The organism is Pseudobutyrivibrio ruminis CF1b, from assembly GCF_000424005.1.
Taxonomy (GTDB): domain Bacteria; phylum Bacillota; class Clostridia; order Lachnospirales; family Lachnospiraceae; genus Pseudobutyrivibrio; species Pseudobutyrivibrio ruminis_C.
On sequence record NZ_AUJB01000008.1, the window covers coordinates 796,457 to 817,653 of the forward strand.

Sequence of the window (21,197 nt, forward strand, 5' to 3'; positions counted from 1 at the left end):
CTTGCGGGTTGAATTTGTTAAATGTGTCTGAATTGTTAAACTTTATTTTGTGTTTTGTGAACCTATTGACTACTAGATAGTGTGGTGGTAGTATAATCCTATCAACACAATATCTAGTAGTTTTTATTTTAAATCAACTAGATATTGACAGAAAATTCAAAAATTATTAGTTGTTTTTTATAAATTTCCGGAGGTTAGGTATGAAGCGTTTCGTAGTAAAAAAGGATGGTGCACTTGAGCCATTTGACGTGCAAAAAGTTGTAGAGGCTGTGGGAAAGTCAGCTACACGCGTACTTGTTAAATTTACTCCTGAGCAGGAGAAATTTATATGTCAATTTGTTGAGGAAAGAGTGGAGGAGCTTGGCCTTGAGAAGATTGAGATTGCGCAAATGCATAACATTGTTGAGGGTGCTTTGGAGCGTGTTAATCCAATGGTTGCAAAGAGCTACCGCGATTACCGCAACTATAAGCAGGATTTCGTTCAGATGCTTGATGATGTTTATAAGAAGTCTCAGAACATCATGTACATCGGTGACAAGGAGAATTCAAATACTGATTCGGCCCTTGTTTCTACCAAGCGTTCATTGATTTTTAATGAGCTTAACCGCGAGCTTTACAAGAAGTTCTTCCTTACTACAGAAGAGGTTCAGGCTATTCGCGACGGCTACATTTATATTCACGATATGAACGCCAGAAGAGACACTATGAACTGTTGTCTTTTCGATGTTAAGACTGTCCTTGAGGGCGGTTTTGAAATGGGTAACATTTTCTACAATGAGCCAAAGAGTCTAGATGTAGCATTTGATGTTATCGGTGATATTGTTCTTTCGGCTGCCAGCCAGCAGTACGGTGGTTTTACCATCCCTCAGGCTGATCAGATTTTAGAGAAATATGCACAGATTTCTTATGACAAATATTTAAAGAAATATGTTGATTTAGGAATTGACCAGGCTAAGGCTGAGGAAGTTGCCATGGCTGAGGTTCAGCGTGATATGGAGCAGGGCTTCCAGGGATGGGAGTACAAGTTCAATACAGTTGCTTCATCACGTGGTGATTATCCATTTATCACAGTTACAATCGGTCTTGGTACATCCGTATTTGCGAAGATGGCATCGAAAGCATGCTTAAAGGTTCGTTCAATCGGTCAGGGTAAGCCAGGCTTTAAAAAGCCAGTTCTTTTCCCTAAGGTTGTTTTCCTTTATGATGAAAATCTTCACGGACCAGGCGGAGAGCTTGAGGACGTATTTGAAGCTGGTATCGACTGCTCTAGAAAGACTATGTATCCAGATTGGCTATCACTTACAGGCGAGGGCTATATTGCCAGCATGTATAAAAAATATGGCAAGGTAATTTCACCTATGGGTTGCCGTGCTTTCCTTTCACCTTGGTATGAAAGAGGTGGTATGAAGCCTGCAGACGATGATGATCAGCCAGTATTTATTGGACGTTTCAATATTGGAGCTGTTTCACTTCATCTTCCAATGATCCTTGCAAAGTCACGTCAGGAATCTAAGGATTTCTTTGAAGTACTTGATTATTATCTTGAGATGATTAGAAAGCTTCACATCCGTACATATGCATACCTTGGAGAGATGCGTGCATCTACAAATCCACTTGCATATTGCGAAGGTGGTTTCTATGGTGGACATCTTGGATTCCACGATAAGATTAAGCCACTTTTAAAGGCAGCCACAGCATCATTTGGTATCACAGCTTTCAATGAGCTTCAGGAGCTCTACAATGGTAAGTCACTTGTAGAGGATGGAGAGTTTGCTTTAGAGGTGCTTAAGCACATTAATGAAAAGGTAAATCAGTTTAAGGAGGAAGATGGAAATCTTTACGCTATCTACGGTACTCCAGCTGAGAACCTTTGCGGATTGCAGGTTAAGCAGTTCAGAAATAAATATGGAATTGTAGAAAACGTTTCAGACAGAGATTACGTTTCAAATTCATTCCATTGCCACGTAACTGAAAACATTACACCTATTGAGAAGCAGGATAAGGAAGGACGCTTCTGGGAGCTTTCAAACGGTGGAAAGATTCAGTATGTTCGTTACCCAATTAATTACAACCGCGAGGCTGTAAAGACACTTGTTCGTCGTGCTATGCAGAAGGGCTTCTATGAAGGAGTTAACCTTTCACTTTCATACTGCGACGATTGCGGTCATGAGGAACTTGAGATGGATGTATGTCCAGTTTGCGGAAGCAAAAACCTTACAAAGATTGACCGTATGAATGGATACTTATCTTATTCACGTGTAAAGGGAGATACACGTCTTAACGAGGCGAAGATGGCGGAAATCGCCGACAGAAAATCGATGTAATTACATCAAATAAAACCGGAGAATAATCGTAATGAATTATCATAATATTACTAAAGATGACATGCTTAATGGCGATGGTCTTAGAGCTGTGCTTTGGGTTTCTGGCTGTGACCATCATTGCAAGGATTGTCAAAATCCTATTACATGGGACCCAGATGGCGGTTTGAAATTTGATCAGGCTGCCAAAGATGAATTATTTGAAATACTATCCAGAGACTATATTTCCGGAATTACATTCAGTGGAGGTGACCCATTGTTTCCAGGAAATCGAAAGGAAGTGACGGAGCTTGCCCGGGAAATTAGGGAGAGGTTTCCCGGCAAGACCGTCTGGCTTTACACTGGCTACACCTACGAGGAAATCAAATCTCTGGAAATAATGGAATATGTGGATGTTCTGGTTGACGGGGAGTTTGAAATTGATAAGATAGATTTACAGGCAAAATGGCGAGGAAGCATTAATCAGCGGGTTATCGATGTTCCTCAGACAAGAAAGCTTGAACAAATCGTTTTGCATGTAGACTAATTAAGGGAGATTTTTATTTTATGAATATCAATATTACAAAACTTACCGACTCTGCGAAGCTTCCAGAGAGAGGTTCAGAATATGCTGCAGGTTATGACTTATTTGCAGATGTTACAGAGGAGGTAAAGATTGCACCACACGAGACCAAGATGATTGGTACAGGTCTTGCAATGGAGATTCCAGTAGGATACTTTGGCGGCGTTTTTGCTCGTTCAGGCCTTTCTGCAAAAGAGGGGCTTCGTCCTGCAAACTGTGTCGGTGTAGTTGATTCGGATTACAGGGGAGAAGTTAAGGTTGCTCTTCATAATGATGGAGAGGTTGAGAGGGTTGTTACTCCTGCAGAGAAGATTGCTCAGCTTGTAGTAGTTCCTTTCCTTTCAGTAGAATTTTCTGAAGTGTCAGAGCTTTCAGATACAGCTCGAGGTGAGGGCGGATTTGGTTCTACCGGAAAACACTAAATTGATATTAACTGGCGCCTGGAAATCCAGACGCCTTTTAGACGTTTTATAGACGTTTATAGATTTTTATTTGAAAGAGAGATAATTTATGGCAAAAAAAGTTACCTATGATGAAAGCAGTATATCTGTTTTAGAGGGACTTGAGGCTGTTAGAAAGCGTCCGGGAATGTACATTGGTTCTACATCCCGTAAAGGTCTCAATCATCTTATATACGAAATCGTAGACAACTCAGTTGATGAGCATCTTGCAGGAGAATGTGACACTATCTATGTCACTCTCGAAAAAGATGGCAGCTGTACAGTGGAAGATAACGGCCGTGGTATTCCTGTAGGCATGCATGCAAAGGGAGTTCCAGCAGCTCGTCTTGTTTTCTCTACACTTCACGCAGGTGGAAAGTTCGATGACAGTGTTTACAAGACCTCAGGTGGTTTGCACGGTGTAGGTTCTTCTGTTGTAAACGCTTTGTCTGAATATATGGTAGTAGACATTTCCCGCGAAGGATTTGTTCATCATGACAGATACGAGAGAGGTGTTCCTACAGAAAAGCTTGTAGACGGTCTTCTTCCTAAGATTTCAAAGACAAACAAGCACGGAACAAAGATTAACTTTCTTCCTGATGCTGAAATTTTCGAGAAGACATATTTCAAGGAGGATGAGGTAAAGTCACGTCTCCACGAGACAGCGTATCTTAATCCAGGTCTCACAATTAACTATGCAGATTTAAGAGGTGAGACACCTGAGTATGTTACATATCATGAGCCTGAAGGAATCAAGGGATTTGTTAAGGAGATTAACAAGTCAGCAGAGACTCTCCATGACGTAGTTTACTTTAAGGGTAAATGTGATGATGTAGAGCTTGAGGTTGCATTCCAGTACTGCAACGAGTTCAAGGAAAACATCCTCGGTTTTTGTAACAACATTTACAACTCTGAAGGTGGTACACATATCACAGGTTTCAAGACTGTTCTTACTACAGTTATCAATAACTATGCCCGTGAGCTTGGCATCTTAAAAGATAAGGACGCCAACTTCACAGGTGCAGATGTTAGAAATGGTATTACTGCAATCGTTTCTATCAAGCATCCAGATCCACGTTTCGAAGGACAGACTAAGACAAAGCTTGACAATCCAGATGCATCAAAGGCTACACAGAAGGTATGTCAGGATGAGTTTGTATTATTCTTTGATAGAAATTTAGAGACTTTAAAGGCTATTATTTCTTGCGCAGAGAAGAGTGCCAAAATTCGTAAATCCGAAGAGAAGGCAAAGACAAATCTTCTTACAAAGCAGAAGTTCTCATTCGACCAGAACGGAAAGCTCGCTAACTGCGAGTCACGTGAAGCAGATAAATGCGAAATCTTCATCGTAGAGGGAGATTCCGCTGGTGGTTCAGCTAAGAAAGCACGTAACCGTATGTATCAGGCAATCATGCCTATCCGTGGTAAGATTCTTAATGTTGAAAAAGCTTCAATGGATAAGGTCCTTGCCAATGCCGAGATTAAGACACTTATCAACGCATTTGGCTGCGGTTTCTCAGAAGGTTACGGTAACGATTTTGATATTTCAAAACTTCGTTATAACAAGATTGTAATCATGGCCGATGCCGACGTGGATGGTGCTCATATCAGCACACTTCTTCTGACATTCTTTTACAGATTTATGCCAGAGCTTATCAGAGAAGGCCACGTTTATATTGCTATGCCTCCTCTTTACAAAGCAATCCCTTCAAAGGGTGAGGAAGAGTATCTTTATGATGATGTGGCTCTTGAAAAATATCGTAAAAAGATGGAAGGAAAATCATTCACTCTTCAGCGATACAAGGGTCTTGGTGAGATGGATGCTGAGCAGCTTTGGGAGACAACACTTGACCCAGAGCGTCGTAAGCTTAAGCTCGTAGAAATCGAGGATGGTCTCATGGCTTCTGAAGTAACAGAGCTTCTTATGGGTAGCGATGTTGCACCTCGTAAGCAGTTCATTTACAAACATGCAAAGGAAGCTGAGCTGGACGTTTAATTCCGGCCCAGGATTTGAAAGGATATATTATTAATGGCACAAGAAATTATTAGAACTGAATATTCAGAGATAATGCAAAAATCCTTCATCGACTATTCTATGTCTGTAATACTTGCCCGTGCAGTACCAGATGTAAGAGATGGTCTTAAGCCTGTACAGCGTCGTACTCTCTACGATATGTATGAGTTGAAGGTTGATTATAATAAACCATATAAGAAATCTGCCCGTATCGTCGGTGATACAATGGGTAAATATCATCCACATGGTGACAGCTCTATCTACGAAGCACTGGTTGTTATGAGCCAGGATTTCAAGAAGAGCCTTCCACTTGTAGATGGTCATGGTAACTTTGGTTCCATCGAAGGTGACGGAGCCGCTGCAATGCGATACACAGAGGCGCGCCTTGCAAAGGTTGCCCAGGAAGTTTACCTTGGGGACCTTGATAAAAATGTCGTAGATTTCATTCCAAACTATGATGAGACAGAAAAGGAGCCAGAGGTTCTTCCAGTTCGTGTTCCAAATCTTCTCATTAATGGTTCTGACGGTATCGCTGTAGGTATGGTTACATCTATCCCTCAGCACAATCTTGGTGAGGTTGTTGATGGTGTAATCGCCTACATGAAAAATCCAGATATCAGTACATCAGAGATGATGCAGATTATTCCTGGTCCTGATTTCCCAACAGGTGGTATCGTTACAAATAAGGATGATCTGCTTGAGATTTACTCTACTGGTGTAGGTAAGATTAAGATTCGTGGTAAGGCTGAAATCGAAAAGATTAAGGGCGGTAAGGAACAGATTGTTATTACAGAAATCCCTTATCCAATGATTGGTGCCAATATCGGTAAATTCTTAAATGATATCTGCAGTCTTGTAGAGACAAAGAAGACAAATGACATCGCAGATATTTCCAACCAGTCTAAGGGTGAGCAGATGAGAATTGTTATTGAGCTCAGAAAAGGTGCTGATGCTCAAAACGTCCTCAATCTTCTCTATAAGAAGACTCGTCTTGAGGACACATTTGGTGTAAATATGCTTGCTGTTGCTGATGGTAAGCCAGAGACACTTGGCATTGTTCCTATCATCAAGCATCACGTTGATTTCCAGTACGAGCTTTGCACAAGAAAGTATACACATCTTCTTGGCAAAGAGCAGGAGAAGAAGGAGATTCAGGAAGGTCTCATTAAGGCCTGTGATGTAATCGATTTGATTATCGAGATTCTCCGTGGTTCAAAGGATGTTAAGCAGGCTAAGGCTTGTCTTGTTGACGGAATCACAGCTGGAATTAAATTCAAATCACAGAAGTCAAAGACTGATGCTGAGCAGCTTCACTTTACAGAGAAGCAGGCGCAGGCAATCCTTGATATGAGACTTCATCGTTTAATCGGTCTCGAAATTGAAGCTCTTCGAGGAGACTATGCAGAGACTATGGATAAGATTGCCCGCTATACTAAGATTCTTGGTTCCCGTGCTGAGATGGCAAAGGTTATCATCAAAGACCTTCAGGCTATCAGAAAAGAATATGCAAGAGACCGTCGTACAGTTATCGATAATGTTGAGGAAGCAGTTGTAGAAGAGAAGCCAATCGAGGTTATTGATGTAGCAGTTCTTATTGACAGATTTGCATATGCCCGTGTTGTAGATATGCCTACATTTGAGCGTAATAAAGAAGCGGCTGAAATCGAATCAAAGAAAATTGTATTCTGTAAAAACACAGACAAGATTTGTCTATTTACAGAAAAGGGAGACATGCACACCATTAAGGTATTAAGTCTTCCATTTGGTAAATTCAGAGATAAGGGGCAGCCTATTGATACTGCAGAAAAGGGTTCAAAGATTGACCTTACAAAAGAAAATCTTATCTTTGCAGATGCAATGGAAAATATAGTTTCAAAGAAGCTGATTTTCGGTACAAAACAGGCTATGATTAAGCTTGTAGATGGTAGTGAGTTTGATGTATCAAGAAAGACAATTGCAGCCACTAAGCTCAATGATAAGGATGAGGTAATCTGCGTACAGATTGTAAATCCTGGTGATACAGTTGTTATGCAGTCTGCTAAGGATATGTTCCTTAGAATCGAGGGAGATACCATCCCTGAAAAGAAGAAGACTGCTGCTGGTGTTCGTGGTATTAAGCTTGCCAAGGGTGACGAGCTTACAAATATTTATGTTCTCGCTGAAGGTGAAGCAAGAGAAGTCAAAGTAAAGGACAAAGATATCGCCCTCAACAGACTTCATATTGGAAGTCGTGATACTAAAGGAGTTAAGAAGTGATAAAAAACATTTATTTTGATTTGGATGGAACAATAATTGATTCTGCTCCAAGTATCATTACAGGACTTAAAATAACTTTGGAAAAATATGGTTATGATATTCCTGATTATGCAACACTTCGTAAATGCGTAGGACCACCATTTACCTATTCTTTCCCTAATTACTTAGGTATCAGGGATGAGGATTTTGCTGATGCAGTTGCTACCTACAGATATTATTACGATAATGAAAATGGTTGCATGAATGTAGATGCTTTTGAAGGTGTGGAAGGATTACTTGAGGCTCTTGTAAAGAGAGGTTATTGTCTTTTTGTCTGCACCTCAAAGCCAGAGCCTACAGCTAGAAAAATTCTCGAAGGCTTAGGTTTAGCCAAGTATTTTACAGATATTTGTGGTGCTACTTTAGACGCAAAGATTAACACAAAAGAACAGGTTATTAATCTTTGTTTCAGTAGAGCACCATGGCATCTTAAAGAAGAGACTATCCTTATAGGTGATACAAAATTTGATGTTGATGGAGCAAAAGCTTCAGGTATTGAGTGCATTGGAGTTTCCTGGGGCTTTGGGTCAACAGATGAAATGCTTGAACATGGTGCGTTAGAAGTTTTTGATTATCCAGATGAGGTGTTAGATTACATTGAATCGAATTAAGACTAATCGCGTAATTCAAATTGTATACCCATTATTGGTTTACTTTATTGTCTATCAGCTTGGTGGATCATTATTAATGGATTTATATGCTGCAAAGATAGGCAGGCTTATGTGCCTGCTTATTGCAGCATTATTTTGTTTGGTTCCAATGTGGATCATTTATAAGGGTGTACCTAAGATTATTCCAAATAAACTGGACAAAAAAGAATTAATTACAGCTGTAATATGGATTGCTGCTGTCATAGCCGTTGGAGTGGTTTCAAATATTATATTGACTCACAGCGGTCTTATTAGCCGCTCCACAAACTTCTCAAAGGCCAGCCAGACACTTACTGACGGAGGTTTATTAATAAAAATCCTCTGTAATGCCATTGCTATCCCTGTCTTGGAAGAACTTTTGATGAGAGGCATAGTAGCAGGGCAAGTATGTTTATGGTACGGTCCATTAGAAGCTGTCTTTTTATCTACAATTTGTTTTGGTATTATCCATAATAATATAGTACAATTCATATATGCAGTAATTGTTGGTTTAGCCTTGAGTTTTATGTATGTAAAAAACAAACGTCTATGGATGTGTTTTTTAGCTCATGGTCTAATCAATCTTATTGCAATATTATTCAGTTAACTGGAGGAGGGTAATAATGGCTAGAAATAATGAAGAAATAAAAGATTCAAAGGTGGCACTTGTTGCTCACATTGTTGCATCTCTTGTTTATTTGGCATTAGGTATTTGCCTTTTGGTTTTAGATGCAAATGTTATTTCGCAAATAGCTTACTCATTTTCTGTGCTTGCAGTAGGAATACTTTTCATTTGTTTCGGTGCATGGTACATGATTAAATATTTTTTCAACCATGAGTACATTAAGATTTCAAACTATGGATTTACCATGGGTGTTATTCTTGTGATAATTGGCGCTATTTCTATTTTCCAGGCCAATTACATTTCAGCATTTATTGATGCACTTGTATGTTTGATTGGTGTAGTACTTGGCGCAGTCATGCTTCAGCAGTCATTTGCATTATTCCATATTCAGCGTGGTGCATGGTTCTTAAGCCTGTTTTTTGGAATAATTTCAATAGCAGCAAGTATCTATTTCCTTTTAGTTCCACAGAAATTCTTTGAGAGAAATGTAATTACATGCTCATACCTGATTGCTATTGGAGCATTATCATTATTGTCTCTGTTACTTATGGCAATTGGATTACATGATCACAAGAAGGACTCCAACAGAAATTACACACGTATTTTAGAGGATGCGCCTGGTTCTTCATTAGATGATTCTATTTTCGAAGAGGATCAGGACAACTATTTTGATGACGTATACAAGGACAGCAGTTCAGATTTATTTGAGGACTAAAATAAATTATGGCTAACATAGAAGACTATCTGGTTTGGCGTAACGATGTACCTTTTGATATTGATCCATTTAACGAGGTTGATAATGCAGTTCTATGTGAACTTGTTTACACAGCCTTTGATGGTATTGTGCCTGGACCAGGCTTAAAAGAGAAAATATCAATTGAAGATGCCTGCGATTTGTTTTTTGAGAAATATTCAGAAAAACAGATATTAGCCAGAACATCTTTGACTAAATGTGCACCTTTTTTGATGAAGAAAATGGCTCGCTCCAAAAGATTTGGTGGCACAAAGCTTTCAGGTTTTGTAAATGAGCTTGACGCAGAAAATCAGAGTCAGTTTGCTGTATGTAGCTTTTATCTTCCTGACGGAACAATATACGTGGCATTCAGAGGCACAGACGACAGTTTAATTGGATGGAAAGAAGATTTTAACATGTCTTTCTCACCGGGGACTGGCGGTCAGCTTAAAGCTGTAGAATATCTTAATAAAAATTTTGCCCGAACCATGAAACCTCTTCGTATAGGAGGTCATTCTAAAGGCGGCAGTTTTGCTTTATATGGCTCTGCATTTTGTAAGCCTCATATAAAGGACAATATTATAGAAATTTACAATAATGATGGTCCTGGATTTATTCCAGAGATTCTGAAAACGCCTGAATATAAGTCTGTTATCAAGCGAGTACATAAATTAATTCCTAATGAATCCATTATTGGAATGATGATGTACACAAAGGCGAAAGTAGAAGTAGTTACTTCTAATACAAAAGGAATCAGTCAGCACGATTTATTTAGCTGGCAGGTCACCCGCAACAGATTTACAAAAGCAGATTCAGTTGCAAAATCATCAATAATGATTGATGAGATTATGAAAGAATGGACTAAAAAATTCGATTATGAGACCAGAGAAGCCTTTGGCGATGTTTTCTATGAGCTATTATCAAGCTCTGGAGCTACTAAGATGTCTCATATTACAGGCAATAAAGTTAAGTCTATAGCTATTGTGACTAAGGAGATTCAGGCATTGGACCCTGAGAATCAGGCTATAGTAATGGACGTGCTTAAGCATTTGATGGCAGTAGGTGGCGATACCCTTAAAAATTCAGTGCTTTCGAAGCTTCCAAAAATACAAAAGTAAGAAAAAATGAGAAAAAAAGAGTAAAAACGAGCTTTTAATAGGATTCTGTTGAAATTCTTCATTCGGATTTAGTTGAAAGTTTTTCAATAGAATCCTATTATACTTTTTGTAGTTAGCACTCAGGCTTATAGAGTGCTAACAAATACTTTGAGATTATTATTTTAGGAGGTAATATAAAATGAAATTGGTTCCATTAACAGATCGCGTTGTATTAAAGCAGTGCGAGGCAGAAGAGACTACAAAATCAGGAATTATTCTTGCATCAGCAGCTCAGGAGAAGCCACAGGAGGCTCTCGTTATCGCTGTTGGTCCAGGTGGGGTTGTAGATGGTAAGGAAATCACAATGCAGGTAAAGGAAGGCCAGAAGGTTATTTACTCTAAGTACGCAGGTACAGAGGTAAAGCTTGAAGGCGAAGAGTACATCATTGTACGTCAGAACGATATTCTTGCAGTAGTAGAGTAATCTAGATTTTAAAATACAGAAAAGAGGTAGAATATAATGGCAAAGGAAATTAAGTACGGTGCTGAAGCTAGACAGGCTTTAGAAGCAGGCGTTGATAAATTAGCAAATACAGTTAGAGTTACTATTGGACCTAAGGGACGTAATGTTGTTCTTGCAAAGCCATATGGTGCTCCACTTATCACAAATGATGGTGTTACTATCGCAAAGGATGTTGAGCTTGATGATCCATTCGAGAACATGGGTGCTCAGCTTGTAAAGGAAGTTGCTACAAAGACAAACGATGTAGCAGGTGATGGTACTACTACAGCTACAGTTCTTGCACAGGCTATGGTTAAGGAAGGTATGAAGAACCTTGCTGCAGGTGCAAACCCAATCGTTCTTAGAAAGGGTATGAAAAAGGCTGTTGAGTGTGCAACAGAGGCTATTTCAGCTATGTCAAAGGCTGTTGATGGTAAGGAGCAGATTGCTAGAGTAGCAGCTATTTCAGCTGGTGATGATGAAGTAGGTCAGATGGTAGCTGACGCTATGGAAAAGGTTTCTAACGATGGTGTTATCACAATCGAGGAATCTAAGACAATGCAGACAGAGCTCGACCTTGTAGAAGGTATGCAGTTTGACAGAGGATACATTTCAGCTTACATGTGCACAGATATGGACAAGATGGAAGCTAATCTTGATGATCCATATATCCTTATCACAGATAAGAAGATTTCTAACATCCAGGAGCTTCTTCCAGTACTTGAGCAGATTGTTCAGTCTGGTGCAAGACTTCTTATTATTGCTGAGGATATCGAGGGCGAGGCTCTTACAACACTTATCCTTAACAAGCTTCGTGGAACATTCAATGTAGTAGCTGTTAAGGCTCCAGGTTATGGTGACAGACGTAAGGAAATGCTTCAGGATATCGCTATCCTTACAGGTGGACAGGTAATCTCTGAGGAAGTAGGTCTTGAGCTTAAGGATACAACACTTGCTCAGCTTGGACGTGCTAAGTCAGTTAAGGTTAATAAAGAGAACACAACAATCGTTGATGGTGTTGGCGATAAGGATGCAATCGCAGCTCGTGTAGCTCAGATTCGTGGTCAGATTGATGAGACAACATCAGAATTCGATAAGGAAAAGCTTCAGGAGAGACTTGCTAAGCTCGCTGGTGGCGTTGCAGTTATCCGCGTAGGTGCTGCTACTGAGACAGAGATGAAGGAAGCTAAGCTTCGTATGGAGGATGCTCTTAATGCTACACGTGCTGCTGTAGAGGAAGGTATCATCTCTGGTGGTGGTTCTGCATACATCCACGTTCAGAAGAAGGTTGCAGAGCTTGCTGAGACACTTACAGGTGACGAGAAGACAGGTGCTAACGTAATCGTTAAGGCTCTTGAGGCTCCACTTTTCTACATCGCTGCTAATGCTGGTCTTGAAGGATCAGTTATCATCAATAAGGTACGTGAGTCTGAGGATGCTGTAGGTTTCGATGCATACAAGGAAGAGTATGTAAATATGGTTAAGGCTGGTATCCTTGATCCAGTAAAGGTTACTAGAACTGCTCTTCAGAATGCAGCATCTGTTGCATCTACACTTCTTACTACTGAGTCAGTTGTAGCTGATATTAAGGATCCTGCAGCTGATGCAGCTGCTGCAGCCGCTGCAGGTGCAGGAATGGGTGGCATGTACTAATTTCAATAAATTGGTTCACTTTCACCGCTGGTTATGGTATCATAATCAGCGGTGCTTTTATTTTAGAGGCAATACATTTTTTGAGGTGAATTATGAGTAAAGTAGCGATACTTACAGATAGCAATAGTGGCATTACTCAGGAGGAATCTAAGAAGTTAGGTATCTTCGTTGAGCCAATGCCTTTTTATATTGATGGACAGTTATATTATGAGGATATTGACCTGACTCAGGATGAGTTTTATGAGAAGCTCACACAGGGTGGTGAGATTACCACATCGATGCCTATCACAGGAAATCTCATGGATGACTGGGACAAGATCTTAGAGGAGTACGATGAGCTTGTTTACATTCCTATGTCATCAGGTCTTTCATCATCTTGTGCTACAGCAAAGATGCTAGCAGATGATTACGATGGAAGAGTTGTAGTTGTAGACAATCAGCGTATTTCAGTTACACAGAAGCTTTCAGCTTTAGAAGCTAAGAAGCTTGCTGACATGGGTAAGAGTGCTCAGGAAATCTGCGATGCTCTTATGGAAATCAAGTCAGCATCTACTATATACATTACAGTAGACACTCTTGAATATTTAAAGAAGGGTGGCAGACTTACACCTGCAGTAGCAGCTATTGGTTCATTGCTTAAGATTAAGCCAGTTCTTTCTATCTACGGAGAGAAGCTTGATAAGTACAGCATGGCCCGTACTATGAAGGCTGCAAAGCAGACTATGATTGAAGCATTAAAAAAGGACATGAAAGATGTTCTTCATACAGATAATTTTGATGATGTTGTTATTTCAGTAGCACATACTCAGAATCAGGCAGCAGCTGAGAAATTCGCAGAAGAGTTATTACAAGAATTTCCTGTTAAAAATATTTGGATAGATCCGTTATCATTATCAGTTTCTTGTCACATCGGACCAGGCGCTTTAGCTTGTACAGTTACAAAGAAATTGATTGATATAGAATAATTTAGGTAATATTTTAGGAGGATTGTTATGGTAAAAGCAGTTGTAGGCGCCAATTGGGGCGACGAAGGAAAAGGCAAGATTACTGACATGATGGCTGCGAATGCTGACATTATTGTTCGTTTTCAGGGAGGAGCTAACGCTGGACATACTATCGTTAATAACTACGGTAAGTTCGCTCTTCACACATTACCTTCTGGAGTATTTTATAGTCACACTACCAGCATCATTGGTAACGGTGTAGCTCTTAATATTCCAATCCTTATTAATGAGATCAACTCCATTGTTGAGAAGGGAGTACCTGCACCAAAGATTTTGGTATCAGATAGAGCTCAGATTGTAATGCCATATCACATTCTCTTTGATCAATATGAAGAGGAACGTCTTGGAAAGGCTTCCTTCGGTTCTACAAAGAGCGGTATTGCTCCATTCTATTCAGATAAATATGCAAAGATTGGCTACCAGGTTCAGGAGCTTTTCGATGAGGAGCTTTTAAAGGAAAAGGTAGTTCGTACATGTGACCAGAAGAACGTTCTCTTAGAGCATCTCTATCACAAGCCACTTCTTACTCCAGAGGAACTTCTTGATACACTCCACGAGTACAGAGATATGATTGCACCATATGTTTGCGATACATCTGCATTCCTTTGGAACGCACTTAAGGAAGATAAGACAATCCTTCTTGAAGGACAGCTTGGTACTCTTAAGGATCCGGACCATGGTATTTATCCTATGGTTACATCTTCATCAACACTTGCTCCTTACGGTTGTGTTGGTGCTGGTATCCCAGCTCAGGAGCTCAAGCAGGTTGTTACTGTATGTAAGGCATATTCTTCAGCAGTTGGTGCCGGTGCATTCGTTTCAGAAATCTTCGGAGATGAGGCAGATGAGCTTAGACGCCGCGGTGGAGACGGCGGTGAGTTTGGTGCTACAACAGGTCGTCCACGTCGTATGGGTTGGTTCGACTGTGTTGCTTCTAAGTACGGCTGCAGAATGCAGGGTACAACAGATGTTGCATTTACAGTAGTTGATGTACTTGGATATCTTGATGAGATTCCTGTATGTGTTGGATATGAAATCGACGGAGAGGTTACTACAGACTTCCCTGTTACATCTAAGCTTGAGAAGGCTAAGCCAGTTCTTAAAACACTTCCAGGTTGGAAATGTGATATTCGTGGAATTAAAAAATACGAAGATCTTCCAGAGAACTGCCGAGCATACATTGAATTTATTGAGAAAGAGATTGGCTTCCCTATCACAATGATTTCAAACGGTCCAAGCAGAGATGACATTATTTATAGATAATATTTCAAAATTGCTTTACAATATTTATTGTAAGGCAATTTTTTTATTTAGGAGGGGTTAGAGTTATGGAGGCGTTTTTTAAATCCAAGAAATTAAAAATAGCTTTATTGATTCTTGCGCTTATAATAATTTGCTTCTTGGGTATTATCTATAGGATTTACCAGGTTAATTCCACAAACCCACCATTAGGTCTTAAAAACCCTGATGATGACCCGGTTACAGGTAATCCATCCCATGCTGAGAAACTTGACAAAAAGAGTACAGACAAAGACAAGGGCGACCAAATTATTTTCATGGAAAAGGATGAGGTATACAGTTTCTCTTTTCCGGATTCCAATGGAATAGTTCTTGGTTTTGAAAAGATTGATGGAAAGTGGATTTATTCAGACGATACTGATTTTGAAATAAATCAGGACAGAATTGACAGTATCCTAAATTATCTTTGTGACATTCATTGTGTTGAATATATAGAAGATGCAAATGGTGAAGATTATGGACTGGATCAGAATTCAAAAACCTTCACTATTCAGGACTCAGCAGGAGATACAATCATAGTTTCTATAAATAATGATAGTGAAGATGGGAAAATATATTATGCCCTAAATTATGATTTCTCTACAATATATGTAAATGGTGGCAAATTGGGCAATGTATGCGAATATGCGATACAGGATTTAATTCAGTTATAAAATAAGCATATGTCCAAATATTTTCCATGTTTACATATTACAAGGGCTGTGCTATTATACTAAAGTACGATTTACTGTAACTCAGGTTTTGGACACTCCGACCTTTGCCTTAGTTACGGCATATTTATAGTTTTATTAGGAGGTAGTAAAATGATTACAAAAGAGAAGAAGCAGGCTATTATCAATGAGTACGCTAGAACAGCTGGTGACACAGGTTCTCCAGAGGTTCAGATCGCAGTTCTTACAGCTCGTATTTCAGAGCTTACAGAGCACCTTAAGGCTAACCCAGGTGATCATCATTCACGTCGTGGTATGATGAAGATGGTTGGTAAGAGAAGAAACCTTCTTGCATACCTTAAGAACACAGACATTGAGAGATATCGTTCAATTATTGAGCGTCTTGGCTTAAGAAAGTAATCTATAAGAGCGGAGTGTATTCTCCGCTCATTTTTCTATGATTTAGTTTTCGAGCCCAATCCGAAGCCACTGAATTTGTTAGCGAAAGGCATTTTATATGCCGAAGGTTCTAGAAGTTCGCTTCATTTTCAGTAGTTTCGGGTTAGAGCTTAATATAATTTAAGTTTATAAGGAGAAAACCATGAAGACATTTACAATGGATTTAGCTGGTAGAACACTTCGTGTTGATATCGGCAGAGTTGCAGCTCAGGCTAATGGAGCAGCTTTTATTCAGTATGGTGATACAACAGTTCTTTCAACTGCTACAGCATCTGACAAGCCACGTGATGGCATTGATTTCTTCCCACTCTCAGTAGAGTTCGAAGAGAAGACATACGCAGTAGGTAAGATTCCTGGCGGTTTCAATAAGAGAGAGGGTAAGGCATCTGAGAATGCAGTTCTTACATCTCGTGTTATCGACAGACCTATGCGTCCACTTTTCCCAAAGGATTATCGTAACGACGTTACACTTAACAATATGGTTATGGCTGTTGATCCACAGTGCCGTCCAGAGCTTGTTGCTATGCTTGGTGCTGCTATTTCAACATGTATTTCTGATATCCCATTTGACGGCCCTTGCGCTATGACTCAGATGGGTATGGTTAATGGTGAGTTAATCGTTAACCCTTCACAGGAGCAGTGGGATAAGGGTGACCTTAAGCTTACAGTTGCTTCTACAAGAGAAAAGGTTATTATGATCGAGGCTGGTGCTAACATCATCCCTGAGGATAAGATGATTGAAGCTATCTACAAGTGCCACGATGTTAACCAGACAATCATCAACTTCATCGATGAGATGGTTAAAGAGTGTGGTAAGCCAAAGCACGAGTACACATCATGCGCTATTCCAGAAGAGCTCTTTGCTAAGATGAAGGAAATCGTTCCTCCAGCAGAGATGGAAGAGGCTGTATTCACAGATGAGAAGCAGGTTCGTGAGGAGAACATCCGTCAGATCACTGAGCGTCTTGAAGAAGCTTTCGCAGAGAATGAGGAATGGCTTGCAGTTCTTGGTGAGGCTATTTACCAGTATGAGAAGAAGACAGTTCGCAAGATGATTCTTAAGGATCACAAGCGTCCAGACGGACGTCAGCTTGATCAGATTCGTCCACTTGCAGCTGAGGTTGATATTATTCCACGTGTTCACGGTTCTTCAATGTTCACTCGTGGACAGACACAGATTTGTGACGTAGTAACACTTGCTCCTCTTTCAGAGGCACAGAAGATTGATGGTCTTGATGCCTTCGTTACAGAGAAGAGATATATGCACCACTACAATTTCCCTGCATACTCAGTAGGTGAGACAAAGCCTTCTAGAGGACCAGGACGTCGTGAGATTGGTCACGGTGCACTTGCAGAGAGAGCACTTCTTCCTGTACTTCCTACACCAGAGGAGTTCCCATATGCAATCCGTGCCGTATCTGAGACATTTGAATCAAACGGTTCTACATCAATGGCTTCTACATGTGCATCTTGTATGTCACTTATGGCTGCTGGTGTTCCAATTAAGGCTATGGTAGCTGGTATCTCTTGTGGTCTTGTTACAGGCGATACAGATGACGATTTTGTACTTCTTACAGATATTCAGGGTCTTGAGGACTTCTTCGGAGATATGGACTTCAAGGTTACTGGTACTAAGGAAGGTATCACAGCTATTCAGATGGATATTAAGATCCACGGTCTTACACGTCCAATCGTTGAGGGCGCTATCGCTCGTTGTCGTGAAGCTAGATTCTTCATTATGGACAACTGCATGAGCAAGGCTATTGCAGAGCCACGTCCACAGGTTGGCGAGTACGCTCCAAAGATTATCCAGCTTTCTATCGATCCAGAGAAGATTGGTGATGTTGTTGGACAGCGTGGAAAGACAATCAACGAAATCATTGCAAGATGCGATGTTAAGATTGATATTACAGATGAGGGCAACGTTTCTATCTGCGGTACAGATGCTGCAAAGATGGATGAGGCAAAGAGAATGATCGAAATCATCACTACAGATTTCGAGAAGGATCAGATCCTTACAGGTAAGGTTGTCAGCATTAAGGAATTCGGTGCATTCATCGAGTTTGCTCCAGGCAAGGAAGGAATGGTTCATATTTCTAAGATTGCTAAGGAGAGAATTGATAGAGTTGAAGATGTTCTTACTCTTGGTGATACTGTTAAGGTTATCTGCCTTGGCAAGGACAAGATGGGACGTATCAGCTTCTCTATTAAGGACGTTCAGTAATTTACTAGAATTAAATGCGCCTGGCATTTTGTCGGGCGCTTTTTTTAAGGAAAAATATTATGTTATTAAATGTTTCACATATATATAAATCCTTTGGAGAGGATTCCATAATTAAAGATGCTACTTTTACTGTAGATGAGGGCTCAAAGGTAGCCATTGTCGGCAATAATGGTACTGGAAAGTCTACACTCCTTAAAATCATCATCGGAGAACTTCCTGCAGATGATGGTGAGGTTACACTTAAGAAAGATGCTACTATGGGCTATCTGGCTCAGTACCAGGAAGATTCTTTCGGTAGCAACATTTTAGATACTGTTCTTGGTGCCAGAGAAGACCTTCTTTCCATGGAGAAGCGTCTTGCTGAAATGGAACAGCAGATGAGCGATATTTCCCATGATGAAATGGAATCTTTCATGGAAGGCTATCACAAGCTTCAGCATCAATTTGACCTTAAGGGTGGTTATACATTCCGTTCAGAAGCTGTAGGTATCTTAAAGGGACTTGGCTTTGAGGGGGATGACCTTTCAAAAAGCATGAATGAACTTTCTGGTGGACAGAAAACAAGAGTCAGCTTAGGTAGACTCCTTGCATCTTCACCAGATTTACTTCTTCTTGATGAGCCTATAAACCACCTGGATTTGAATTCAATTATGTGGCTTGAAGGATATCTTGCTTCATATAAGGGCGCTGTTGTAATTGTAGCCCACGATAGATATTTCCTTGATAAGATGGCTGATCATGTGGTTGATTTATCTTATGGAAGAACCAGCGTTTACACTGGTAATTATTCTTCATTTGTAGCACAAAAAGAGCTTGCTCAGATTTCATATGAGAATGCATATGAAAAGCAGCAGAAGGAAATCGAGCACCAGAAAGCTGTTATAGAAAAGCTTCAGTCATACAACAGAGAAAAGTCTATTAAGAGAGCAGAAAGTCGTAAGAAACTCCTTGATAAGATGGATGTTATGGACGCACCTGATAAGGATTTACCAAAGATGCGTCTTACACTTGAGATTGAAAAGGAAAGTGGTAAGGATGTTCTTGATTTTTCTCATGTAACAAAGTCATATGACGATAAAAACATCTTTACTGATTTATCTTTTGACATTCATAAGGGCGATAGAATCGCTATCCTTGGCGATAACGGTACAGGAAAAACTACAATTTTAAAGTGTATTAATGGTCTTACTGATTTTGAATCTGGTGAGATTCGTTTTGGTGCCAATGTTACTGTTGGATATTACGATCAGGAACAGCAGGGGCTTACAGAATCTAACACTATTTTCAGCGAGCTTCACGATGCCTATCCATTCCTTACTGAAACTAAGGTCAGAAACACTCTGGCTGCATTTATGTTTACAGAGGATGATGTATTTAAGCGTATTAGCGATTTATCCGGTGGTGAGCGCGGAAGAGTTTCACTTGCAAAGTTAATGCTTTCAAAATCTAACCTTCTTATCCTTGATGAGCCTACAAACCATTTGGATATGGATTCAAAGCAGATGCTTGAAGAGGCTCTCAATGAGTATGATGGCACTCTTTTATACGTAAGCCATGACAGATATTTTGTAAATAAGACAGCTAACACAATCTTAGAACTTTCGAATGGTGGACTTACAAAATACTTAGGCAACTATGATGACTATATTGCAAAGAAAGAGCAGTTATACGGCAATACATCTACATCTAACTTGTCTCAAAGCTCTGGTTCTAATCAGGAAGAGACTGCAGCAAAGCTTGATTTCAAAGAGCAGAAACGTATTGAAGCAGAGAAGAGAAAGCTTCAGAACCGTATCTCGAAGATTGAAGAAGAAATAGAACAGCTTGAGGCTGAAAAAACAGCAATTGACGAGGAATTTGTTAAGCCTGAGAACATGACAAACTCTGCAAAATTAAATGAATTAACTGCAAAACAAAATGAAATAAACGTTAAACTTGATAACTTGTATCAACAGTGGGAAGAAATTAGTAGTTTATAGTGTAGAAATTGTTAATTTGTTGACAAACTTTTTTGAGGATTCTATAATGAAATTAATCATTTTATAGGAGGCGTTTATTTTGGACAAACAAATTTCGCAGGCGGTAATCAGGAGACTTCCTAGATACTACAGATATTTAGGAGAACTTCTTGATGATGGTGTTGAACGCATTTCTTCAAACGATTTAAGCAAGCGTATGCACGTTACGGCATCTCAAATAAGACAGGATTTAAATAACTTTGGTGGTTTCGGACAGCAGGGTTATGGTTACAATGTAGCTTATCTTCATGATGAGATTGGTAATATCCTTGGTGTTAATGAGACCCATAATGTTATTGTAATTGGTGCAGGTAATCTTGGACAGGCTATTGCAGGTTACGTTAAGTTTGAGCGAGTTGGCTTCAAGATTATTGGTTTATTTGATACAAACCCTGAATTAAAGGGTAAAATGGTTAGAGACTTACCTATACAGATGCTGGATGAATTGCCAGAATTTGTTAAGAATAATGATGTTGAGATTGCAGCCCTTACACTTCCAAAGGCAAATGCAAAATCAACAGCTTTAAAGCTGGTTTCACTTGGCGTTCATGCTATTTGGAATTTTGCACACGTTGATTTGGATGATATTCCAGATGTTGTTATTGAAAATGTTCATCTTTCTGATAGCTTGATGCAGTTATCATATAATATTACCAAGCAAAAATAAGTAGG

At 39.8% G+C, this 21,197-nt stretch carries 18 protein-coding genes; all 18 read left to right on the forward strand.

What is annotated here, in order from left to right; all coding sequences use genetic code 11:
• The first annotated feature begins 200 nt into the window (after window positions 1-200).
• The 18 genes from nrdD to G592_RS0106085 all read left to right on the forward strand — a co-directional run bounded on the left by nrdD (window position 201) and on the right by G592_RS0106085 (window position 21,192).
• The gene (gene nrdD / locus G592_RS0106000; RefSeq protein WP_028247022.1) at window positions 201-2,324 is read left to right on the forward strand and encodes an anaerobic ribonucleoside-triphosphate reductase; all 2,124 of its coding nucleotides are present in this window, start codon (window positions 201-203) and stop codon (window positions 2,322-2,324) included.
• Between the two features lie 31 nt (window positions 2,325-2,355).
• A complete protein-coding gene (gene nrdG / locus G592_RS0106005; protein ID WP_028247023.1) occupies window positions 2,356-2,847 on the forward strand; it encodes an anaerobic ribonucleoside-triphosphate reductase activating protein in 492 nt (163 codons plus the stop codon).
• A gap of 20 nt (window positions 2,848-2,867) precedes the next feature.
• A complete protein-coding gene (gene dut, locus G592_RS0106010) occupies window positions 2,868-3,305 on the forward strand; it encodes a dUTP diphosphatase (protein WP_028247024.1) in 438 nt (145 codons plus the stop codon).
• An 88-nt stretch (window positions 3,306-3,393) separates the two neighbouring features.
• Window positions 3,394-5,319 (forward strand): DNA gyrase/topoisomerase IV subunit B, encoded by a 1,926-nt coding sequence (locus tag G592_RS0106015; RefSeq protein WP_028247025.1) that lies wholly within the window; start codon window positions 3,394-3,396, stop codon window positions 5,317-5,319.
• Window positions 5,320-5,352: 33 nt separating this feature from the next.
• Complete coding sequence (locus tag G592_RS0106020) at window positions 5,353-7,593, forward strand: DNA gyrase/topoisomerase IV subunit A (protein ID WP_028247026.1); 2,241 nt, start codon at window positions 5,353-5,355, stop codon at window positions 7,591-7,593.
• A complete protein-coding gene (locus G592_RS0106025) occupies window positions 7,590-8,243 on the forward strand; it encodes an HAD hydrolase-like protein (RefSeq protein ID WP_028247027.1) in 654 nt (217 codons plus the stop codon). The genes G592_RS0106020 and G592_RS0106025 overlap by 4 nt, the downstream gene beginning before the upstream one ends.
• A gap of 76 nt (window positions 8,244-8,319) precedes the next feature.
• Window positions 8,320-8,868 (forward strand): CPBP family intramembrane glutamic endopeptidase, encoded by a 549-nt coding sequence (locus G592_RS0106030; protein ID WP_143001181.1) that lies wholly within the window; start codon window positions 8,320-8,322, stop codon window positions 8,866-8,868.
• A gap of 16 nt (window positions 8,869-8,884) precedes the next feature.
• Window positions 8,885-9,601 carry a DUF308 domain-containing protein gene (locus tag G592_RS0106035; RefSeq protein ID WP_028247029.1) on the forward strand — a complete coding sequence of 239 codons (717 nt, stop codon included), beginning with the start codon at window positions 8,885-8,887 and terminating at the stop codon, window positions 9,599-9,601.
• Between the two features lie 8 nt (window positions 9,602-9,609).
• Window positions 9,610-10,737 carry a DUF2974 domain-containing protein gene (locus G592_RS0106040; protein WP_028247030.1) on the forward strand — a complete coding sequence of 376 codons (1,128 nt, stop codon included), beginning with the start codon at window positions 9,610-9,612 and terminating at the stop codon, window positions 10,735-10,737.
• Between the two features lie 178 nt (window positions 10,738-10,915).
• The gene (locus G592_RS0106045) at window positions 10,916-11,200 is read left to right on the forward strand and encodes a co-chaperone GroES (protein ID WP_015549795.1); all 285 of its coding nucleotides are present in this window, start codon (window positions 10,916-10,918) and stop codon (window positions 11,198-11,200) included.
• Window positions 11,201-11,236: 36 nt separating this feature from the next.
• Window positions 11,237-12,871, forward strand: coding sequence for a chaperonin GroEL (gene groL / locus G592_RS0106050; protein ID WP_028247031.1), 1,635 nt, complete (start codon window positions 11,237-11,239; stop codon window positions 12,869-12,871).
• A gap of 92 nt (window positions 12,872-12,963) precedes the next feature.
• Complete coding sequence (locus G592_RS0106055; RefSeq protein WP_028247032.1) at window positions 12,964-13,836, forward strand: DegV family protein; 873 nt, start codon at window positions 12,964-12,966, stop codon at window positions 13,834-13,836.
• Between the two features lie 27 nt (window positions 13,837-13,863).
• The gene (locus tag G592_RS0106060) at window positions 13,864-15,138 is read left to right on the forward strand and encodes an adenylosuccinate synthase (protein WP_028247033.1); all 1,275 of its coding nucleotides are present in this window, start codon (window positions 13,864-13,866) and stop codon (window positions 15,136-15,138) included.
• Between the two features lie 65 nt (window positions 15,139-15,203).
• Window positions 15,204-15,827, forward strand: coding sequence for a DUF4340 domain-containing protein (locus G592_RS0106065; RefSeq protein WP_028247034.1), 624 nt, complete (start codon window positions 15,204-15,206; stop codon window positions 15,825-15,827).
• Window positions 15,828-15,977: 150 nt separating this feature from the next.
• Window positions 15,978-16,244 carry a 30S ribosomal protein S15 gene (gene rpsO / locus G592_RS0106070; protein WP_028247035.1) on the forward strand — a complete coding sequence of 89 codons (267 nt, stop codon included), beginning with the start codon at window positions 15,978-15,980 and terminating at the stop codon, window positions 16,242-16,244.
• Window positions 16,245-16,425: 181 nt separating this feature from the next.
• On the forward strand, window positions 16,426-18,507 hold the full coding sequence (locus G592_RS0106075) for a polyribonucleotide nucleotidyltransferase (RefSeq protein WP_028247036.1): 2,082 nt from the start codon (window positions 16,426-16,428) through the stop codon (window positions 18,505-18,507).
• A gap of 59 nt (window positions 18,508-18,566) precedes the next feature.
• Window positions 18,567-20,486 (forward strand): ABC-F family ATP-binding cassette domain-containing protein, encoded by a 1,920-nt coding sequence (locus G592_RS0106080; protein WP_028247037.1) that lies wholly within the window; start codon window positions 18,567-18,569, stop codon window positions 20,484-20,486.
• A gap of 76 nt (window positions 20,487-20,562) precedes the next feature.
• Window positions 20,563-21,192 carry a redox-sensing transcriptional repressor Rex gene (locus G592_RS0106085; RefSeq protein ID WP_028247038.1) on the forward strand — a complete coding sequence of 210 codons (630 nt, stop codon included), beginning with the start codon at window positions 20,563-20,565 and terminating at the stop codon, window positions 21,190-21,192.
• Window positions 21,193-21,197 lie beyond the last annotated feature (5 nt).